We start from the raw sequence: 19,621 nt of genomic DNA on the forward strand, positions 1-19,621 counted from the left end.
AGGACTTTTCATGAGTGTACATATTGAAGCAAAACAAGGCGAAATTGCTGAATCTATTCTATTACCTGGTGATCCATTGCGTGCAAAATATATTGCTGAAACATTTCTAGAGGACGTTACTTGCTATAATAACGTGCGTGGTATGTTAGGTTTCACTGGAACTTATAAAGGAAAACGTGTATCTGTGCAAGGTACAGGTATGGGTGTTCCTTCTATTTCTATTTATGTAAACGAATTAATCCAAAGCTACGGAGTTAAAAATTTAATTCGCGTTGGAACTTGCGGTGCCATTCAAAAAGACGTAAAAGTACGTGACGTTATTATTGCAATGACAGCTTGTACGGATTCTAATATGAACCGTTTAACATTCCCAGGATTTGATTTTGCACCAGCTGCAAACTTCGATCTTCTAAAGAAAGCTTACGATGCTGGAACTGAAAAAGGCCTACACGTTCGTGTTGGTAACGTTTTAACAGCAGATGTATTTTACCGCGAAAGCATGGACATGGTTAAAAAGCTTGGAGATTACGGTGTACTAGCAGTAGAAATGGAAACAACTGCGCTTTACACATTAGCAGCGAAATACGGTGTAAATGCATTATCTGTCTTAACAGTAAGCGATCACATCTTCACTGGTGAAGAAACAACATCTGAAGAGCGTCAAACTACATTTAACGAAATGATTGAAATCGCTTTAGATGCAGCAATTCAACAATAATACATTAAAGAACTCGTCATACGTCTGTCGAGTTCTTTTTATGTGACTTTTTATTAAAAACTACTTCCAGAAGAGACAGATTTTCTCCTCTACTTTTTTGTAACGTTTGTTATAATAAAGAAACCATTTACAGTATTTCTCACAAGAGGTGACGCAGTGAAAAACAGAAGTATCGTCTTTAAACTATTTCTATTAACATCAACATTATTTACAATCATATTCCTCCTATTTTTCCTAGGACAATCTCTATTTTTAGAGAAATTTTATATTAATAAAAAAGTAAAAACAGTTCAAACTGCTTTTGAAAAGTTCGTAGATACGTACGAAAAAAGTGGGAAAACTTATGAAGAAATTCGAAAACTAAAACAAGAATTTCATGATAAAACAAATGCTGACATGCAATTTTTAAATACGAATGGCATTATTAAAAGCGACAACAATTACTATATTGATGTATTTAATCCTAAAAATAATGAGACATATTCTATTCCTCTCAATAATCTTTTAACACCCGAAGAATATAAGAAATTCGAAAACTTAGGATTGAAAAAAGACGATGTGATAAACGTCGTCGGTTTGCTACAAAACAAAACAATAACACCAATAAAATTGACAACAAATTATAATCGATGGCAAAACGAATATACCAATTCAGATTTTTCATCTATTAATGGTAACCCTTCTAAAAATAGACTTACAAACCGATACAAAACTGTTACTCAAATTGAGTTTACTGGTACGATCTCTAAATTACAGCTTCCATCGAAAGCGGAGGTTCGTCTTGCAAATGATATTGAAACATTGCAAGCCGTTCAATATTTTGCAGAGCTTATTAGAAATGGCACTGCTAACTCGCAGCAATTAAACACTTATATAATAGATAGCGGGGAGAATATAAAGAATAGTATCTTTGTAAAACCTATTATAGAAAATGGAGAGATTACAGAATATGCTTTTGCGATAGCATCTTTGCAACCTGTTAATGAAGCGATGCTCGTTTTGAAAGATTATTATGTCTATGCCTTAATCATCGTATTTCTCGTAATTATTTTGTTATCCTTCTACTACTCAAAAATCATTGTGAAACCATTAATTAAAATGAATCGCGTTACAAAGAAAATGGCCAATTTTGATTTTAGCGAAAAATTACCTGTAACAGCAGACGATGAAATTGGAGGGCTTTCCGGTAGTATTAATACGTTATCTGTAAATTTAAAAGACCGAATCGATCGATTAAATGTTGCCAATACAAAATTACAACAAGATATTGAACGTGAACGTCAATTAGAAAAAACGCGAAAAGAATTCATTTCTGGTGTATCACACGAATTAAAAACACCGCTCAGTGTAATTAGAAGTTTCGCTGAGGGAATTAAAGATGGCGTTAGTAAAGATACGACGTATTACACAGATGTTATTTTAGAAGAAACTGAAAATATGAACAGACTTATTGTTGAAATGTTAGAATTAGCAAAATTAGAATCAGGTACGTACAAACTAGATATGACGACGTTCTCAATCGGTGAATTAATTCAACAAGTCTATACAAAGTTATTATTTAGCATGGAGGAAAAGCATTTACAAGTGAATATAGATGTAGACCCTTCTATATTTGTGAAAGCGAATCGTAGTCGTATTGAACAAGTAGTTGTGAATTTACTTAGCAATGCAATTCGCTATACACCAGATGGAGAAAAAATACAAGTCTCCGTTATGGAAATGGAAGGTACAGTAAAAGTTGAAATCGAAAACACAGGAAACCCTATTCCAGAAGAAAGTCTTGAAAAAATTTGGGATCGTTTCTATCGTTTAGATGCATCGCGTAGCCGTCATACTGGTGGTACTGGTCTTGGATTATCTATTGTTAAAAATATTTTAGACCTCCACCATGCCGAGTACGGTGTATATAATACGACTAATAGTGTTGTATTCTACTTTAATTTACAAAAAGTAAAAGAAGTCAAATAATTTGTCTTAATTTCACTAGGAGTTCACATGAAATTCACACTCTCCCTTTATAGTAAGAAACAAGTTAATCCTTTCCTTTACACATATAAAAGAGGAGAGTGCGTGAAATGAAACAAGCAGGACAACCTATTCAAAACGAAAAACAATTAGAAACTATCAAAAATATACTTTTACAATCTTCGAAACGTGATGGCTTATTATTCGTATTAGCTGTAAATTCTGGCTTAAAAGTAAGCGAAATCTTACAATTAAAAGTTAGTGATGTAATCGATGAAAATGAAAATGTTCGCCATTCCATTTTATTTTACAATGAAAAAGTAAAGAAACATAAATGGTTCGCTGTAAATGAAGACTTACAGCACGCGATCGAAGACTATATGAAAGAACGTAAAACTTGGAAACGTAATGAACCATTGTTAAAGTCTCAAAAAGGAACAAAATCTATTACGAGACAACATGCGTGGTACATTTTAAACAAAGCTGCAAAAGAAGTTGGATTAGAAGGGATTAGCTCACATACACTTCGAAAAACTTGGGGATATTGTGCATACAAATCAGGTGTTGATATCGCATTTTTACAACACTTCTTTGATCATAGTACTCCATCAAAAACTTTAAAGTATATCGGTATTGCTTAATAACTCTTATACATAAAAAAGGTTACCATTTATAAATGGTAACCTTTTTTATGTTTCACATTCTCTTTTCTTGTCTCTCCTATATTGTAGTGGTACTCTAATAGTAAGGGGGAGAAATTATGAACACTTTAACAATTGAATTACCGAAAGAAACGGCTGAAAAACTTGATTTATTAAAACAAGCTTATGAAAAGAAAACAGGTGCTTCTATTTCTGAGAGTACTCTTGTTCAAACACTTATCTCAAAAGAATTTATCCAAGCGATAACTCCTTTTGATTTACAACAATTCATCACTAGCAAAGAACAGCATTAATTGCTGTTCTTTTTTTATACTTTATCAGGGGTTTGCCGGAAATCTACCTCGAAACAATTCCTTACTTTAGCCAAACTTCTATTAGGCATCTCCCTATCGTTACTACCTCACAAAAAATTTTTTATTTATTTTCAGGAAAACCATTGACAATGATAATGATAACCATTATCATTTATTATGAAGCCAACAATTGATGAATCAACCAAACGCTCAGTAACATTGTTACCCCTCTTTTTCATATAGAAAGGCACTGTACATTCCCCCTGTTTGTACAGTGCCTTTCTTGTTTATTATCACTCAAACAAATTTAATTGCTCAGGCTTTGGCTCACCATATGTAATGTTCATCATTTTCATAAGCTGTTTCGCATTATCAGCCGCATCTCCGCCTGAATTATTGTTAAATAGTACGTATATGTCCTTTGTCTTCTTTTTTAATTGTTCTAATCTTTCTACCCATTCTTCTAATTCTTTATTATTGTAGCGATATAAGCAACGAACCGCTCTCCAATTTTCCCCTTTATCAAGCCAGCCATGAACATTTCGGCCATGAAAACGTATTAACACCATCTCTGCATTCGTTACTTCTAATACGAGTGGTACCGAACCCATCCCTGCCTGTGGCTCATCACAAATTGTATGAATCCATTTCTCTTGCTCTAGAAACTTTAACGTCTTATCTCTCATTTCTGGATAAAACCATGTTTGATTTCGAAATTCTATTGCACACGGAAAACCTTCCATTTTTTCTTTCGTATATCGGAGAAAATCTACATTTTTCTTTTTACAATCAAACCATGGTGGATATTGAAATAAAATCGTTTTTAATTTACCAGCTTCAATTAAAGGAAGAATAGATTGTTTATATACATCAAACATCTCATCGAACGTAGAAAAAGGAATTTCACCTTTCATATGTCCTGTCATTCCTTGATATGCTTTGACGATAAAAGAAAAATCTTTCGGTGTTTCCATTGCCCATTTCGTATAGTTTCGTGCAGGTTGCATCGCATAAAATGAACTATCCACTTCTACTATAGGGAAATACTCACTATATGTTCGTAATTTATTTCTATTTTCATAGGGGTCTATATATAAAGAATCATGATCTCCCCACCCTGTTACTCCAATGAAAAGCAAATATATTCCTCCCTTTTCAACTTCACCTACTATCCATTCTACTCACTTCCTGAACACTTCGACCAATCAATTTCATTAAGTAGTCCCTTCTTTAAGAGTATCCGTATAAAAATATGATATACTAGATGGAAGAATTTTTAAATTGAGGGGTTATTTATTTATGCTTCCAAAAGATGATATTGTGTCTCATGAAAAACGAATAGAAGAATTAGAAAATAAAGTACGTTTTTATGAAGAACTTGTGAATCAATTACCACATCATTTCACATATAAAAATCCACAGATTGGTTTACAAATAAAGAAAACGAGATCAACTCATTCTATTCAAAACATACAAAAAGAGAATAAAGAGGCTGATTTTCAGCTTACTTGCGATTCATTATTTTTATTTAAACAACTTGAAACATACTTTGTTCATATTTTTGATGCTTTTTCACATCATGTAACCTTTGTTGATAATAAAGGAAATATAACCTTATGTAATCAGGCTGCGGCAGATGATTTTGGTGTAGTACGAAATGATATAATCGGAAAACCAATTCAACAATTACTAAAATTACCTGAAGAAAAAATTAAAGCTCTTGAAACCTTAAGAACAGGCACAGAAATATATAATGAAGAAGTTTTAGACAAAAACTATGGCATTTTAAATAACCGGATTATTCGTGATTATAACGGAGAAATTTTTAGAGTTATTAGTGTCTTTCATTATTTAAACACAGAACGTGATGCAGAAAAATTTTCGTTAGCAGGGCGAATTGCAGCTGGTATTGCACATGAAGTACGTAATCCTCTTACAACCGTACGAGGTTATTTACAATTTTTACAAGAAACTGTTTCTCCATCTAATAAAGAACTATTTAAAAACTTACTTATTCCTGAATTAGATCGCGCAAATAGTATCATTACAAAATTTTTATCTATTTCAAAAACACGTGAATTTACAAGAGAACCCTTTCCAATTAATACATTTTTACGTGATTATATTCAACAGTTACTAGCTAGCGAAGTCTTTTTACATAACATTTCAATTGATTATAATTTTTCTACCGAATTAGATGATATTTTAGTTCATATTGATCGTCATGAACTTGTGCAAGTTTTTTTAAACTTATTCCAGAACGCTGTCGATGCTCAAGGAGAAAAAAAACTTTCTATCCAAATTACTAGTTACCGCCTAGATAATTTTGTTCGTATTACTTTCACTGATAATGGAACTGGTATTCCATCAGCGATTCAAGAATATATATTTGATCCATTCTTCTCAACAAAAGATTCCGGTACAGGACTCGGCTTGGCAGTAACGAAAAAAATTATTCAAAATCATAACGGTACATTAAAAATGACTAGTAATGAAGATGGTACTACTTTTACTATTTCAATTCCAATCTTACCTAAAACAGCCCTTGAAAGATTAAATCAAGACAAATAAAATCCAATCCACGAACTGCATGTCAATTGTTAAATCCCTTAACAATCGACATGCAGTTTTTTATGTTGAACTTTTCTTCTTTACATTATATGAAACCTTCTCTATATCTTACTTATTTGTTTGCCAAGCGGGCCAATTTCTTATTTTTTTAGAAATGGTAGTTTGTCCATCACGGATTTAGTATAAATTTCATTTTAATATATAGTAATGACTATTGATTCTATGAAAGAAAGGAATGAAAAGATGAACAATAAAAATAAAGGAAAAGTATTTTATGGTAATGACTGTTGCGAAGTCAGAGCTTGTAGTCATATTAACATCTCTAAGTCCGAACTTACAGAATTCGTTAGACTTCTTCAAGCTCTTGGCCAAGCTATTCAAGCTGTCTTTCAAAACCCTTCTCAAAATAATATCGATAACTTAATCGCTGCCCTAAATAACTTACAAAAATTTCTCAATTGCTTAGATTTATCTCCAGCACAAAAACAAATTGGAAATTCTATCATTGCTAATCTATTAACTATTTTAAGAACAACACCTTTCTCATGCGGAGCGTTGTACGTTGAACTACAAAGCCTGCTTAATTATTTATTGTATATCGCTAAGTTATTCAAAGTAGATTGTTGTACGACCGACAAACTAGTTAAACTCATAACAGAGATCCAAGCTATCCTAGTTCAATACGGGTCAGGATGCCTTGGAGGAGGAGGAGCAACTGGTGCTACTGGCGCAACAGGGGCTACTGGACCTCAAGGACCGGCTGGTGCTCAAGGTGCTACTGGGCCTCAGGGACCGGCAGGCGCTCAAGGCGCTACTGGACCTCAAGGACCAGCAGGGGTTCAAGGCGCTACTGGACCTCAAGGACCTCAAGGTATTCAAGGACCGGCGGGCGCTACTGGGGCTCAAGGACCTCAAGGCGTTCAAGGACCTGCGGGGGCTACCGGCGCTACCGGGGCTCAAGGACCTCAAGGCGTTCAAGGACCTGCAGGGGCTACTGGTGCTACGGGGGCTCAAGGACCTCAAGGTGTTCAAGGGCCAGCAGGGGCTACCGGGGCTCAAGGACCTCAAGGCGTTCAAGGACCTGCGGGGGCTACCGGGGCTACCGGGGCTCAAGGACCAGCAGGGGCTACTGGCGCTACTGGGCCTCAAGGACCTCAAGGCGTTCAAGGACCTGCAGGGGCTACTGGCGCTACTGGGCCTCAAGGACCTCAAGGCGTTCAAGGACCTGCGGGGGCTACCGGGCCTCAAGGACCTCAAGGCGTTCAAGGACCTGCAGGTGCTACCGGCGCTACCGGGCCTCAAGGTATTCAAGGACCGGCTGGCGCTACTGGCGCTACCGGGGCAACAGGTGCAACAGGTGCTACCGGGGCTCAAGGACCTCAAGGTATTCAAGGACCGGCTGGCGCTACTGGCGCTACGGGTGCAACAGGACCGGCGGGTACTCCAATTCCTGTAACTACGGCTGTATTAGGAAACACAAATGCACAAACTGTATCACCAGGAAGTAATATACAATTTAATGAAACATTTGAATTGTCAAATATATCCTTTAATGGTTCTGATACTCTAACTGTTTTAGAAACTGGTGTATATGATATTAGTTTCTCTGCATCTACAACTTTCCCAGGTTCTTCACCATTTGGCTTCGGTCTTTCATTTAACGGGCAACCACCTACTCGTAATTTCTCAACTAACGTTATCGGTAGTGCGGTTTCTTTCTCAACGATTGTTACTTTAACAGCTGGCACAACAATTTCTGTACAGCCTACAGCAAATACTATTTCTATTCCTAATACAGGCGAAACAACTGCTATACTTTCCATCTTCCGAATTTACTAACCACAATTTCCAATACTATTTTGGAGTTATCAAGCACATTTATAAGTACTAAGTTTTTGATTGTCTATTAAATCTCTCTTTGAATAAAAAGGAGCACTTATTTGGGAGGATAGGTGCTCCTTCTTTACGTTTCTTTACTTCAAATTTACTCTATCTTAATCCTCATTTTGTATGATAAATAGTGAAGTCAAAGATATGAAAGAGGGATGAAAATGAGAGTTATGTCACTAATACGCATTTGGTTTGCACTTATGGTATGCATTATTTTATGTGTAGGATTTTTTTTAACTCTAAAATATTCCACTATATCAAAAGCAGAGAGAAAAACTGCTCCATACAAACTTCTATATACGAAACAAAGCAACATCCCTTATTCCAATGCCACAAAGAATGAAAAAAAAGTTATAAAAGGGATACTTATTACGAAAGCTTCTAGTTCCGAGGCGTTACTCCAAATTGCTGAAATGATTAAAGATCAGTATACAAATAAAAAAGTCGATGAAATTACACTTTCTATCCACAATGAAAATAGCGGTAATTACGAAGAAGAATTACCTTACGAACCTATTAGTAAAGGCCAAATAATCGTCACATACGATTCCGAATCCTTTGGCAGTACGAATATTATACTTAACGAGTAATATCATGTATCTCAATAGATATGGATTAATAGCTAATGAAGATAGACAAAACTCTCTACCGATTAAAATTTTATGTTGTTTTTGTACAAAAAAAGAGGCGAATTTCGTTATTCGCCTCTTTCTTTTACCAAAATGAAGGAATCCATTCTTTCACTTTATCAAGCCACTCTTGTTGCTCTTGTTTTCGTTGTTTTTCCTCTTCTTTCCTTCTCTTCTCTTCTTCTTTTCTTCGTTTTTCCTCTTCTATTGTAGTCAATTGTTTTTTATAATCAGCCTCAGATATGAGCGATAACTGAAATGCTTTTTGAGCTGGATTTGCGTTCGCTTTTTTCATAATATCCCGGAACATTGTCGTCGTAATTTGACTACCACCCGGAACATAATGATCGCTATCGGTTTTATCATATCCTACCCAAATCGCACCTACCAAATCTGGTGTGTATCCAACAAACCATGAATCCTTTGCACCGGTGCTCGGGCCATTTACAATTTGAGTAGTTCCTGTCTTACCTGCCGTATCAACATTATTAACTTTCGCCTTTTCGCCCGTTCCCTTTTCGACAACACCTTTTAATAAATATGTCATTTTTTGAGAAACTTTCTCGCTCGTCACTCGTGTCTCTTTCTTATACCACTTTCCAAGCGTTTCACCTTCAGCATTTTGTATCTCCCTAATTGCATGAGCTTCCACTTGGACTCCGTCATTTGCAAATGTACTGTATGCTTGAGCCATTACAAATGGAGATGTTCCCACATGCATACCGCCTAAAGCAATTGGATACGTACGATCTTCTGGCACTAATGGAATACCAAATCGCTCTAAAGATTTCAATCCTTTATCTAATCCAATTTGTTCTAATAGCCACACAGCTGAAACATTATACGACTTTGCTACGGCTTCATACATTGTCACATCACCGTGAAAAGTATGATCGCTATTTTGTGGTTTATATTCTTTAATGTTAAATGGTTCATCTTTTAATATATCGTATACTTCATATCCTTGTTCTAACGCTGGTACATATACAGCCAAAGGCTTTAACGTTGAGCCAGGTTGTCTTTTTAATTGGGTTGCATGGTTAAACTGTAAAAACTGATACGGCCCTCTGCCTCCAACTAAAGCTGGTACACCACCTGTTTTGGGATTCATAAGAACTACACCCGTTTGCATGAGTTGGTCTGAGCCACTATCTTTGAAATAACTATCATTATTCACAACGTCTTCTACGGCCTGTTGTTTTTTCGGGTCAAGCTCTGTATAAATACGATAACCACCTGCTAAAATTTCATTTTGTGTTAATTCGTACTTGTCCATCGCCTCTCTAACAATATAGTCTACATATTGAGAGTATTTTCCCTTGTATTTATCATCAACGCCACGTTTTAACACAAGTCCACTCTCTTTTTCTTTATTATACTGTTCGTCCGAAATATACCCTTGCTCTTTCATTAAACTTAATACGACATTACGTCTTTCAATTGACTTGTTAAAGTTTTTATAAGGTGAATACGCAGATGGTGCTTTAATCAAGCCCGCAATCGTTGCTGCTTCTGAAATTGTTAAATCTTTTACATCTTTATCAAAATAAGATTTAGCTGCCCTTTTTATACCCCAAGCACCTTCACCAAAATAAATTTGGTTCATATACATTTCAATAATTTCATCTTTCGTATACGTACGCTCTATTTTTTTTGTTAAAAAATATTCCTTAATTTTTCGAGAGTATGTGCGATCCTGTGTCAGAAATACATTTTTCGCAAGTTGTTGTGTAATTGTACTTCCCCCTGCTACAACTTCTCCTGCTGTAATATTTTTAAAAACTGCACTTATAATTCCACTATAGTAAATCCCGTGATGGTTAAAAAATTCCTTATCTTCTACTGCAACAATGGCCTGAACCATAATATCAGGAATATCTTTCTTTTTTACGCCTTCTGTTTTAGAAGAAGCTAATTTAGTCGCAACTTCATTATTTGCATCATAAATTAAGGTCGGCTGCGGAACAGCCTGCTTTAATTCAGATATGTCTTGAATAGAAATTATTATATTTATAGCAATAAATAGAGTAGCGAGCAAACTTCCTAATACAATTAATGAATTACGAAGCTTCTTCCTCTTGTTGAACCACTCCTGCATTTTTTTTAAGTGAGTGTTCTTCAATTTCATTCGTTCACTTCCTTCGTTTGTTTACACTCTTCTTTTCAAAAGGAAGAATATACCTCCTTTTAAATTTATTATAATAACGTAGTCTTTCCTGTAGTGTAAAGCTTTTCTTTCACATTCATACTTTTTGCAAGAAAAGGACATTCTACAAGTAAGATATTCAATATTGATTATTAATATTATTAATACAACAATAAGAGTTATGTTAAGTTTTTGTAAACTTTTCGATAAAATGTTTTAAAAAACGACAGTTTTTTGTTAGAATTGACTAGCCAATATATTTTACATATATTACTTTTGTGGGGGTAACTAATAATGGTCTTTAAATCAAAAAAAGATAAATTTTCTGAAATGTTAATGAATGTTTCCGAAAATTTAAAAGAAGGCGCGCAGTTTTTCGTGGAGTATAAAATTAAAAATGCTAGCGATTTAAAAGAGTTTTCTATGCGCATGAAAGAGTATGAGTCAAAAGGTGACTCATTTATTCACGAAATCATTATGGAGCTAAACAAAGCGTTTATTACTCCTATTGAACGTGAGGACATCCTACAGCTTGCAATGAGTATGGATGATGTATTAGATGGATTAGATCATAGTGCTGGTCTATTCGAAATGTATTCTATTACAGAAGCTGATGAATACATGATTAAATTCGTAGAAGCAATTAATCAATGTGCGATTGAAATTGCAAACTCTGTTGAATTAATGTCTAACAAAAAATTAGTCGACATTCGTACAAATGCGATTAAGATTAAAGATTATGAATCACAATGTGATGATATTCGCCGTCACGCGATTAAGCACTTATTCTCTCGTGAAAAAGATCCAATTAAGATCATTCAATACAAAGAGATTTACGAAGAGCTTGAAGAAGTAGCGGATAGCTGCCAAAGCGTTGCAAACGTATTAGAAACAATTATTATGAAGAACGCGTAAGGAGTTTGATCATGGATACACTCTTGATACTGACCGTTTTAGTAGTCATTTGCGCTTTAGCTTTTGACTTTATTAATGGATTTCACGATACAGCAAACGCTATTGCAACGGCTGTTTCAACGAAAGCTCTAAAGCCTAGACATGCAATTATTATGGCAGCTATTATGAACTTTTTAGGTGCGATGACATTTACAGGTGTAGCAAAAACGATTACGAAAGATATTGTTGATCCGTTCGCTTTACAAAATGGTTCTCTTGTAATTTTAGCTGCTTTACTTGCGGCAATAGCATGGAATTTGATTACTTGGTACTACGGTATTCCAAGTAGTTCTTCGCATGCAATCATTGGCTCCATCGCAGGTGCAGCTATCGCTGCTGCTGGTTTTAGTTCATTAAACTTTAAAGGATTCATAAAAATTATTGAAGCTTTAATCATTTCACCAATTATCGCATTTGTTATTGGTTATATCGTATACAGTATTTTTAAAGTCGTCTTTAAAAACTTTAATTTAACGAAGACGAACAAAAACTTCCGTATATTCCAGATTTTCACTGCTGCATTACAAGCTTATACACATGGTACGAATGATGCGCAAAAAGCAATGGGAATCATTACAATGGCTCTTATGGCGAATAGTTATCATACTTCTAGCGATATCCCGTTCTGGGTACAATTATCTTGTGCCATTGCAATGGGTCTTGGTACTTCTGTCGGCGGATGGAAAATCATTAAAACTGTCGGTGGACAAATTATGAAAATTCGTCCTGTAAATGGTGTAGCTGCTGATTTATCATCATCTCTTGTTATTTTCGGGGCAACATTCATTCACTTACCAGTTAGTACGACGCACGTTATCTCTTCTTCTATTTTAGGGGTTGGTGCTTCTCATCGTGTGAAAGGTGTAAAATGGGGAACTGCAAAACGCATGTTAATTACTTGGGTTATTACACTTCCTATTTCAGCTTCTTTAGCTGCTTTATTTTATTCTTTATTACACTTAATCTTTTAATTAAAAGTCGTCTTCCTTATTTTTCTAGGAAGACGACTTTTTTGTGAACAAAGCTTTTTCCCATGAAAAAGCGTGTATAATAATTGGTGGATAAGTTATATAGAGGAGTTGGCAATTTTGGAATACATCATGTTACTTTTCATCGGGCTAATCGCCGGGACAGTCGGGAGTCTAGTCGGACTTGGCGGCGGAATTATTATTGTTCCGTTATTAATCGGATTACACAGCCTATCACCACAACTTGCAGTAGGAACCTCAATGGTAACAGTCGTTTTTACAGGACTATCTTCCACCCTTACTTATATGAAGCATAAACGAGTAGATTACAAAAGTGGACTTATTTTATTTATCGGGAGTGGCCCTGGTGGTATCATCGGCTCGTGGGCGAATAAATTTTTAAACCAAGATACATTTTCTTTATATTTTGGGATTTTTCTTATTTTTGTCTCCATTCTTCTTATGTTACGAGACAAATTAAAACCCCTTTCTTTATCAAATATGACTGTAATCAAGCGCTCTTTTACAGATAACGAAGGAAACACTGTACACTATCAATTCCCACCGCTTCTCGCTATCTTTATCGCCTTTATAGTTGGTTTTATATCTGGGTTATTTGGAATTGGTGGCGGTGCTTTACTTGTTCCAGCAATGATGCTACTTTTTGCATTCCCAGCACATATTGCTGTAGCAACTTCGATGTTTATCGTATTTCTATCAGCAATTGTAAGTTCTGCAACTCACATCTCCCTTGGAAATGTCAGCTGGATTTACGCATTAATTCTTATTCCTGGTGCATGGATTGGTGGAAAAATCGGGGCATATATTAATACAAAATTAAGCGGTAACGCCGTAATTAATTTATTACGTATCACATTAATTATTCTTGGGACTAGATTAATCATTACTTCTTTTTTATAACGTGTTCTTTTTAGAATGCGTTTTTTCTTATACACATGAATATAAAAATCCTCCTAAGAGAACAAATAAAATTAAACAAACACATAATAACATGTAATTGGAAATATGTACTTTCTTCACGTTGACCACTCCTATAACTGCGACTGTTACCTTTATGATAGCGAAAAAATAATTTACTTGCAGTTACAAAGTGCTAACAATGCAAAATCATTTATTACAAATTTTATCCTTATATTTCATTTCTTTGTATATTCTATCGTTTTAATAAAAAAAGATGTCATATTGACATCTTTTTAGTGAAGAAGTGACCATCCCATAAAGTCTTCATGTACTTGGCACGCCCTCTTATCGTTTCGATCATACAATTCAGCATAACTATCTGTTTCTTCATCATAAGCCATCGTATAAATAATTTGGCCATCCACTTCAACGGATAACACGACTCCACCTTTCATCTCTTCTACATGAATGATGGCATTTGCCGGAATTCTCATATCCGTCATTTTTATCGCATCTAACAATATACTAAACCCCCTACAGCGTATTCATTGCTAGTACTATTACACACTAAATAGTATACTACTGTAATAGCATATATTTCGTCAATGAAATTGCTGTTTAAATAGCATATTGTCTTTATACATATACACTAAAAAATAGAAATGTTTAATAAACGGGGGGCTAACATTGATTCTACACAAAGGAGATGTACTATTCCGTCAAGGTGAGGACGGTCCTTTATATTTTATAAAAACAGGTTTATTAAAAGTAGTAAGGATAGAAGAAGATGGAACACCATTTCTATTTAACATTATCGTTCCAGGAGAAACGATACCTCACCATTCCTTAATTTCACCGAAGGAATATCACGGTACAGCAATCGCTTTAATGAAAACGGAAGTTGAACCTATAATTAGCAATGAGTGGTACAATCAACTTCAAGCGGATCCTGCATCATATGCAAATATCGCTATGCAATTACAGTCAAAATTAAGAATGATGCAGCAACGTATCGACCAATTGACGACCGTCTCTCCAAAAGAACGTCTTCATCGCTTACAAGAATGGTTCACACTATATTTAGGTGACATTCCTATATATGAAATATTAACACAAACTGAAATTGGTCAGCTCATCGGTATACGCCGCGAAACGGTAAATCGATTATTGCGAGAACAAATAAAAAACGAGGTGAAATAATACCTCGTTTTTTTGCTTCTTCAAACTCCATCTATTGTAAGCTTGCTGCTGGACCGAAAAATTCATAATGAATATGCTCTTGTTTCACACCTAAATCCGTTAATGTAGCATTTATATGCTTCATAAATGCTACTGGACCACAGAAATAAAATTCTGCTTCCGTTGTCGGAATAATCGTTTGCAGCCATTCAGCTTCAATCAAACCTTCTTTATCAAAGTTTTTCATTTCCAGATCTTTTTCAGTCGGCGCCGAATAGCAAGTGTATGCTTTCACTTGTTCGTATTCATTATCTACTGCCTCAACGTGTTCTTTCATTGCATGTGTATTACTATTTAGTGCTGCATGAACAAAACATACATTACGTTTTGAATCTTGTTCAATTAACGTATTTAGCATACTCATCATTGGTGTAATACCTACTCCACCACTAATTAGGACAACTGGTAATGTTGAATCCATATTTAATACGAAATCTCCCGCTGGTGCACTTACTGGTAACATATCGCCTTCTTTTACATGATCATGTAAGTAATTAGATACTTTACCGTCCGGTGTATCTACACCTTTTTCTTTCTTGACACTAATACGATAATATTCTTTTCCAGGAGCATCTGATAAGCTATATTGACGATTATGTGTATATGTTTCACCTTCAATATTGATTTGAACCGTTACATATTGTCCTGGGATGAATGAAGAAACTTTCCCTCCATCTTCAGGTTTCAAATAAAATGACGTAATAACATCGCTTTCCTTCACTTTTTTTACAACTACAAAGTTACGGAAATCTTTCCATCCACCTTCTTTATGTGCCGCTTCTTCATACATCTCTGCTTCAATACTAATGAATGCATCAGCAATGACACCATAAGCTTCTCCCCATGCGTTTAAAACTTCATCAGGTGCACCTGCGACCTCTTTAATTGCGCGTAGTAAACATGTACCTACAATCGGGTAATGCTCTGCTTTAATACCTAAACTTCTATGCTTATGACCAATTTGTTTTACAACTGGAATAATAACTTCTAAATTATCAATGTACGTTGCAGCTGCATAAACAGCATTCGCTAACGCTTGTTGTTGTCTTCCCTTTTTCTGATTTGTATGATTGAAGATATTCAATAGCTCCGGATGTTCCGAAAATAAAATTTCATAAAATCTCGTTGTAATTTCAACGCCTTTTTCCTGTAATAATGGTACTGTTGACTTTACGATTTCAATTGTTTTTTCACTTAACATTGTATCCCACTCCTCTATTTCCTTAACTGTTTTTAGTTTAACCGAATTGTATAATACAGATTGTGATTTTAATCACTATTAACACGGTGTTTTTGTGAAAAATATATGAACATTGCACTTACAAAAGAAAATAAGCTAACTAGAATGCTAGCTAGCTTATCATTTCGACAATATTTTTCTATACATTCCTCGTTGGCAAATGTTCTTGTAAAACCATATACCCTTCATAAGCTGCGTAACCGAGTATAGCCATTAATCCGATATAACAAGCAAATGCTGTCCATTTCGTTTTCGTATCCACTTTGTAATAGTTTTCCTGTTGTCTCTTGTCTGCATCCCATTCCTGTAATTTTCTTTCTGACATTTCAAATGCTTCTCGTATATGAATTGTATGTGTTTCTTTTTCATCTTCATATGGGACGTAATCAAGTGGCTCAAACTTTGGTAAAAGATACTCTAACACTTCAATCTTTTGAAGTTCTCCTGTTTTTAATTCTTTCTCTCTTTCTTTTTGCCTTAATACATTTATTTCATGTTGCATCATATATATATTCCGATGCACTGCACCAGTTTCTTTTAACTCTTCTTCAAGCCTTGCAACATATTCTTTCATTCCATCAATTTTATATCCTAATTCCTTAATTGGCTCATCTCTCTTTATTACTCTATACAATTCCATACAGCCGATAATAAAAATAAATCCGCCCAAAATACTTTTAAAATAAATTGAATACCCAAGTAGTAAAACAAGCCCCGCTCCCCAAATTTTCGTACTTACAACTGAAATAATCCGTCCCCCGTCTAACGGAGAAACCGGAATTAAATTAAAGAAATTAATCATACTTCCGAGTAAAATAATGAGCGCCCAAAACGGCTCTTTCGTTATCATATAAAGTGGAATAGCTGGTAAAAATGAAAGTAATCCGAAAAGAGGTCCCATATAGGCAATATATGCTTCATCTTTTGCATTTTTAGGCATCTCTTTCATCCCAATAAGAGCGCCCATAAATGGAATAAATATTGCTGGCGATGTTGGTATACCTTTTCTTTTCGCAGCCCATAAATGACCCATTTCATGAATAAACAACAAATAAATGAGCGCTACCCCAAATTGCCAACCATATATAACTGCGTACGCACCAAGTGATAGAAACATACTAAATACCGTTGAAAACTTTGCTAATTTAAAAATTGCAAATACCCACTTTAACTTAGAAAGTAAAAATAACCCTATTGCAACAATAATTCCCCATAATCCTTTTTTATTATTTTTCATATTCCTCTCCTTTATCTTTCATTAATGAATGATATACATTCATCAAAGCTTGTTCTTTTCTCTATTATGACATATTTTTTTCTATTGTTAGAAATAATGTTTATATAATCCATTTTTAGACAAAAATATAAATAAAAGGAGGTGCGCACAATTGAATTTACAATCTCTCATAATAGGAGCTCTATCTTTTTTAGCCTCAACTCTTATTTTTTATACCGTTAGTTACGTATTACTATTAGATTTGTTGCCCAATCACGTATTTATTGCTCTTATCATCCTTTCCGCTCTTATGATTTCTTTTCTTATTACACGAAAATCAATGAATGAGCCATCTGCAAAAGCAAAGTAATAGAGAGGGGGGTTCCCCTCTCTATTATCATTTCCTAGGAAAGTTCATATAGAATTGAGGAGTTTATCTCGAATAACGTTTCACCTTATCTTTGTAAATTAATTTTTTCACCATAATCTTTAACAATTTGAATAATATTTTGAAAAACACCTATTTTTTCTTGTTTACTATTTAATATTTTCAAATCATAATTTTCATAATATGTTTCTAATGACTTTAATTGTGATTCTGAAGCACCTTGTACCGGAACAGTAGCATGCAATTCATACTGTTTATATCCTTCCTTTACCTTTTCTCCTAAGATTTTTCCACTCTCTTTTGCTCCAATTAATTTTTGAACTTTTTCTGGAAAAATGACCTGCAAATAGTATTCTTGTTCCTTCTCTAACTTGTTGTATAGTGATTGTGAAATCGTATACCGTACTGTATAATTCACTTTTTGATCGCCCGCTTTAATATGGAACGCGGTAATCTGCAAATCTTTTTTTGTTACTTCCGTTAAAGGACCTGCCTGTGTTTCATCTTCTTTTTGTTCTGATACATTTGGAAATATAGCCAAAAGCTTTTCTGTATCTTTTTTATTCAGCATATACATAGCTTTCTTATGTTGTACCCACCCTCGTCTGTCTTCTCCTCTTAGCCATGCATAATACGTTTCTTTCTTCCCATCTCTACTAATTTGTATTTCATATTCAGGTTCACCAAAGCTACCTGTTATTTCTTGTTTCTCAGCTTTATCTATAATGTCTATTACTACCTTAGCTTCTGATTCCTGTAACTTTTTCTCTTTATGTTTTTTTTGTATAACGGTTACCTCTATTGTTTCTTTCACTTCATTCACCGTCTCTTCCACTTTTTTTGTTTCTTTTTTTTGCTCAACTTGACTACAAGATGCTAGTAACATAACAAATAACAGCAATACATATTTCATTTTCAACTTAATCCTCCTTTTACAATAAGAAACTCTTATAATCTTCATACAAAAAACAAAAACGTGACACACTATAAAATACGCTATACTAAGCATTGAAAGGAGGTCTTTTTCATGTCCATTAATTTTCACGATGCAAATAATAAATACACATACGCACAGCGAAACGCCCATATTTCTTGGAGAGAAATGATAAAAAATATTACAGACGTACAAAAGAAACGAATAATTGATATCGGCTGTGGTGGCGGGATTTATACGAAAGAACTTGCTCTTATGGGAGCAGAAAATGTTGTTGGGCTTGATTTTTCAAAAGAAATATTACAGGCTGCAAAAGAAAATTGTAGCGGATTTTCAAACATTTCTTTCATTCAAGGTGATGCACATAGCGTCCCATATCCTAATGATACATTCGACATTGTTATTTCGCGCGCAGTTATTCATCATTTACAAGACGTTCCTACATTTCTACGTGAAGCTTCTCGTATATTAAAGAAAAACGGTGTACTTATTGTACAAGACCGAACTATTGAAGATTGTACGATCCCTGGAAGTCCCGAACACATCCGTGGATATTTTTTCTCTATCTTCCCAAAACTCATTGAAATAGAATCAAAAAGACGTCCAAAAACCACCACGATACAGCAAGAATTACAAAAACATTTTCTTCACGTTTTCCCGACTCAAACACAATGGGAGATACGAAAAATACATGGTTCTGTAGAGGCATTATTGCAAGATTTATCACCTCGAACAGGCCGATCCATTCTATATGAACTAACAGATTATGAACTTTCTCAACTTCTACAACAAGTAAAGACTGCCTTACAAAACGTCTCTCCTATTATCGAAAGAGATCGTTGGACCATTTGGAGCGCCATGAAGTTGTAAGGAAGGAAGCCTCACAA

19 protein-coding genes are annotated in these 19,621 nt (G+C 34.8%); 13 read left to right on the forward strand and 6 right to left on the reverse strand.

The features are described from left to right. Positions 1-10: 10 nt before the first annotated feature. From deoD to PDK19_RS11095, 4 genes are all read left to right on the forward strand, one after another. Positions 11-718: a purine-nucleoside phosphorylase gene (gene deoD / locus PDK19_RS11080; protein WP_000110707.1), complete on the forward strand. Its 708-nt coding sequence runs from the start codon at positions 11-13 to the stop codon at positions 716-718. Positions 719-874: 156 nt separating this feature from the next. Continuing rightward, on the forward strand, positions 875-2,686 hold the full coding sequence (locus PDK19_RS11085; protein ID WP_000797532.1) for a sensor histidine kinase: 1,812 nt from the start codon (positions 875-877) through the stop codon (positions 2,684-2,686). Positions 2,687-2,793: 107 nt separating this feature from the next. After that, positions 2,794-3,324, forward strand: coding sequence for a tyrosine-type recombinase/integrase (locus PDK19_RS11090; RefSeq protein ID WP_000806236.1), 531 nt, complete (start codon positions 2,794-2,796; stop codon positions 3,322-3,324). Positions 3,325-3,443: 119 nt separating this feature from the next. After that, a complete protein-coding gene (locus PDK19_RS11095; protein ID WP_001094859.1) occupies positions 3,444-3,638 on the forward strand; it encodes a DUF3924 family protein in 195 nt (64 codons plus the stop codon). Positions 3,639-3,931: 293 nt separating this feature from the next. Here the strand turns inward: PDK19_RS11095 and PDK19_RS11100 are convergent, their stop codons facing one another. Then, positions 3,932-4,777: a DUF72 domain-containing protein gene (locus tag PDK19_RS11100; protein WP_049111617.1), complete on the reverse strand. Its 846-nt coding sequence runs from the start codon at positions 4,775-4,777 to the stop codon at positions 3,932-3,934. Between the two features lie 160 nt (positions 4,778-4,937). On the opposite strand from PDK19_RS11100, the gene PDK19_RS11105 reads away from it, so the two are divergent. The 3 genes from PDK19_RS11105 (at position 4,938) to PDK19_RS11115 (ending at position 8,689) form a co-directional block, all read left to right on the forward strand. Further along, on the forward strand, positions 4,938-6,209 hold the full coding sequence (locus tag PDK19_RS11105; protein ID WP_000937012.1) for a PAS domain-containing sensor histidine kinase: 1,272 nt from the start codon (positions 4,938-4,940) through the stop codon (positions 6,207-6,209). 243 nt (positions 6,210-6,452) lie between these two features. Further along, positions 6,453-8,048 (forward strand): Gly-Xaa-Xaa repeat protein, encoded by a 1,596-nt coding sequence (locus PDK19_RS11110; RefSeq protein WP_270707089.1) that lies wholly within the window; start codon positions 6,453-6,455, stop codon positions 8,046-8,048. Positions 8,049-8,260: 212 nt separating this feature from the next. Further along, positions 8,261-8,689: a hypothetical protein gene (locus tag PDK19_RS11115; RefSeq protein ID WP_001265562.1), complete on the forward strand. Its 429-nt coding sequence runs from the start codon at positions 8,261-8,263 to the stop codon at positions 8,687-8,689. A 124-nt stretch (positions 8,690-8,813) separates the two neighbouring features. On the opposite strand, the gene PDK19_RS11120 is transcribed toward PDK19_RS11115, so the two are convergent. Then, positions 8,814-10,856, reverse strand: coding sequence for a transglycosylase domain-containing protein (locus PDK19_RS11120; RefSeq protein WP_270707091.1), 2,043 nt, complete (start codon positions 10,854-10,856; stop codon positions 8,814-8,816). A gap of 312 nt (positions 10,857-11,168) precedes the next feature. Between PDK19_RS11120 and PDK19_RS11125 the strand changes: the two genes are divergently transcribed. The 3 genes from PDK19_RS11125 (at position 11,169) to PDK19_RS11135 (ending at position 13,717) form a co-directional block, all read left to right on the forward strand. Then, a complete protein-coding gene (locus PDK19_RS11125) occupies positions 11,169-11,789 on the forward strand; it encodes a DUF47 domain-containing protein (protein WP_000231448.1) in 621 nt (206 codons plus the stop codon). An 11-nt stretch (positions 11,790-11,800) separates the two neighbouring features. Then, a complete protein-coding gene (locus PDK19_RS11130; RefSeq protein WP_000380271.1) occupies positions 11,801-12,799 on the forward strand; it encodes an inorganic phosphate transporter in 999 nt (332 codons plus the stop codon). Between the two features lie 117 nt (positions 12,800-12,916). Further along, complete coding sequence (locus tag PDK19_RS11135; protein ID WP_000455758.1) at positions 12,917-13,717, forward strand: sulfite exporter TauE/SafE family protein; 801 nt, start codon at positions 12,917-12,919, stop codon at positions 13,715-13,717. 293 nt (positions 13,718-14,010) lie between these two features. Here the strand turns inward: PDK19_RS11135 and PDK19_RS11140 are convergent, their stop codons facing one another. Further along, entirely contained in the window at positions 14,011-14,238 is a 228-nt protein-coding gene (locus PDK19_RS11140) for a hypothetical protein (protein WP_000882907.1), read from the reverse strand. A gap of 166 nt (positions 14,239-14,404) precedes the next feature. On the opposite strand from PDK19_RS11140, the gene PDK19_RS11145 reads away from it, so the two are divergent. Further along, positions 14,405-14,917: a Crp/Fnr family transcriptional regulator gene (locus PDK19_RS11145; protein WP_000600575.1), complete on the forward strand. Its 513-nt coding sequence runs from the start codon at positions 14,405-14,407 to the stop codon at positions 14,915-14,917. Between the two features lie 31 nt (positions 14,918-14,948). Here the strand turns inward: PDK19_RS11145 and hmpA are convergent, their stop codons facing one another. Both hmpA and PDK19_RS11155 read right to left on the reverse strand, forming a co-directional pair. Next, complete coding sequence (gene hmpA / locus PDK19_RS11150) at positions 14,949-16,157, reverse strand: NO-inducible flavohemoprotein (RefSeq protein ID WP_000947720.1); 1,209 nt, start codon at positions 16,155-16,157, stop codon at positions 14,949-14,951. A 178-nt stretch (positions 16,158-16,335) separates the two neighbouring features. Continuing rightward, positions 16,336-17,433 (reverse strand): site-2 protease family protein, encoded by a 1,098-nt coding sequence (locus PDK19_RS11155; protein WP_000794485.1) that lies wholly within the window; start codon positions 17,431-17,433, stop codon positions 16,336-16,338. 151 nt (positions 17,434-17,584) lie between these two features. On the opposite strand from PDK19_RS11155, the gene PDK19_RS11160 reads away from it, so the two are divergent. After that, positions 17,585-17,782, forward strand: coding sequence for a hypothetical protein (locus PDK19_RS11160; RefSeq protein ID WP_001053353.1), 198 nt, complete (start codon positions 17,585-17,587; stop codon positions 17,780-17,782). Between the two features lie 85 nt (positions 17,783-17,867). On the opposite strand, the gene PDK19_RS11165 is transcribed toward PDK19_RS11160, so the two are convergent. After that, positions 17,868-18,719, reverse strand: a complete 852-nt coding sequence (locus tag PDK19_RS11165) for a hypothetical protein (protein ID WP_270707094.1) — start codon at positions 18,717-18,719, stop codon at positions 17,868-17,870. A 108-nt stretch (positions 18,720-18,827) separates the two neighbouring features. Between PDK19_RS11165 and PDK19_RS11170 the strand changes: the two genes are divergently transcribed. Continuing rightward, positions 18,828-19,604 carry a class I SAM-dependent methyltransferase gene (locus PDK19_RS11170; protein ID WP_262722672.1) on the forward strand — a complete coding sequence of 259 codons (777 nt, stop codon included), beginning with the start codon at positions 18,828-18,830 and terminating at the stop codon, positions 19,602-19,604. The last annotated feature ends 17 nt before the right edge of the window (positions 19,605-19,621 follow it).

Origin of the sequence: Bacillus cereus group sp. BcHK124 (genome assembly GCF_027712065.1) — a bacterium.
In the GTDB taxonomy this organism is placed as follows: domain Bacteria; phylum Bacillota; class Bacilli; order Bacillales; family Bacillaceae_G; genus Bacillus_A; species Bacillus_A pacificus.

Bases quoted from the DNA above. Each gene is read 5' to 3' on its own strand.
- PDK19_RS11095 (WP_001094859.1), top strand. From the start codon at position 3,444: ATGAACACTTTAACAATTGAATTACCGAAAGAAACGGCTGAAAAACTT.
- hmpA (WP_000947720.1), bottom strand. From the start codon at position 16,157: ATGTTAAGTGAAAAAACAATTGAAATCGTAAAGTCAACAGTACCATTA.
- PDK19_RS11090 (WP_000806236.1), top strand. From the start codon at position 2,794: ATGAAACAAGCAGGACAACCTATTCAAAACGAAAAACAATTAGAAACT.
- deoD (WP_000110707.1), top strand. From the start codon at position 11: ATGAGTGTACATATTGAAGCAAAACAAGGCGAAATTGCTGAATCTATT.
- PDK19_RS11115 (WP_001265562.1), top strand. From the start codon at position 8,261: ATGAGAGTTATGTCACTAATACGCATTTGGTTTGCACTTATGGTATGC.
- PDK19_RS11170 (WP_262722672.1), top strand. From the start codon at position 18,828: ATGTCCATTAATTTTCACGATGCAAATAATAAATACACATACGCACAG.
- PDK19_RS11110 (WP_270707089.1), top strand. From the start codon at position 6,453: ATGAACAATAAAAATAAAGGAAAAGTATTTTATGGTAATGACTGTTGC.
- PDK19_RS11120 (WP_270707091.1), bottom strand. From the start codon at position 10,856: ATGAAATTGAAGAACACTCACTTAAAAAAAATGCAGGAGTGGTTCAAC.
- PDK19_RS11105 (WP_000937012.1), top strand. From the start codon at position 4,938: ATGCTTCCAAAAGATGATATTGTGTCTCATGAAAAACGAATAGAAGAA.
- PDK19_RS11155 (WP_000794485.1), bottom strand. From the start codon at position 17,433: ATGAAAAATAATAAAAAAGGATTATGGGGAATTATTGTTGCAATAGGG.
- PDK19_RS11130 (WP_000380271.1), top strand. From the start codon at position 11,801: ATGGATACACTCTTGATACTGACCGTTTTAGTAGTCATTTGCGCTTTA.
- PDK19_RS11125 (WP_000231448.1), top strand. From the start codon at position 11,169: ATGGTCTTTAAATCAAAAAAAGATAAATTTTCTGAAATGTTAATGAAT.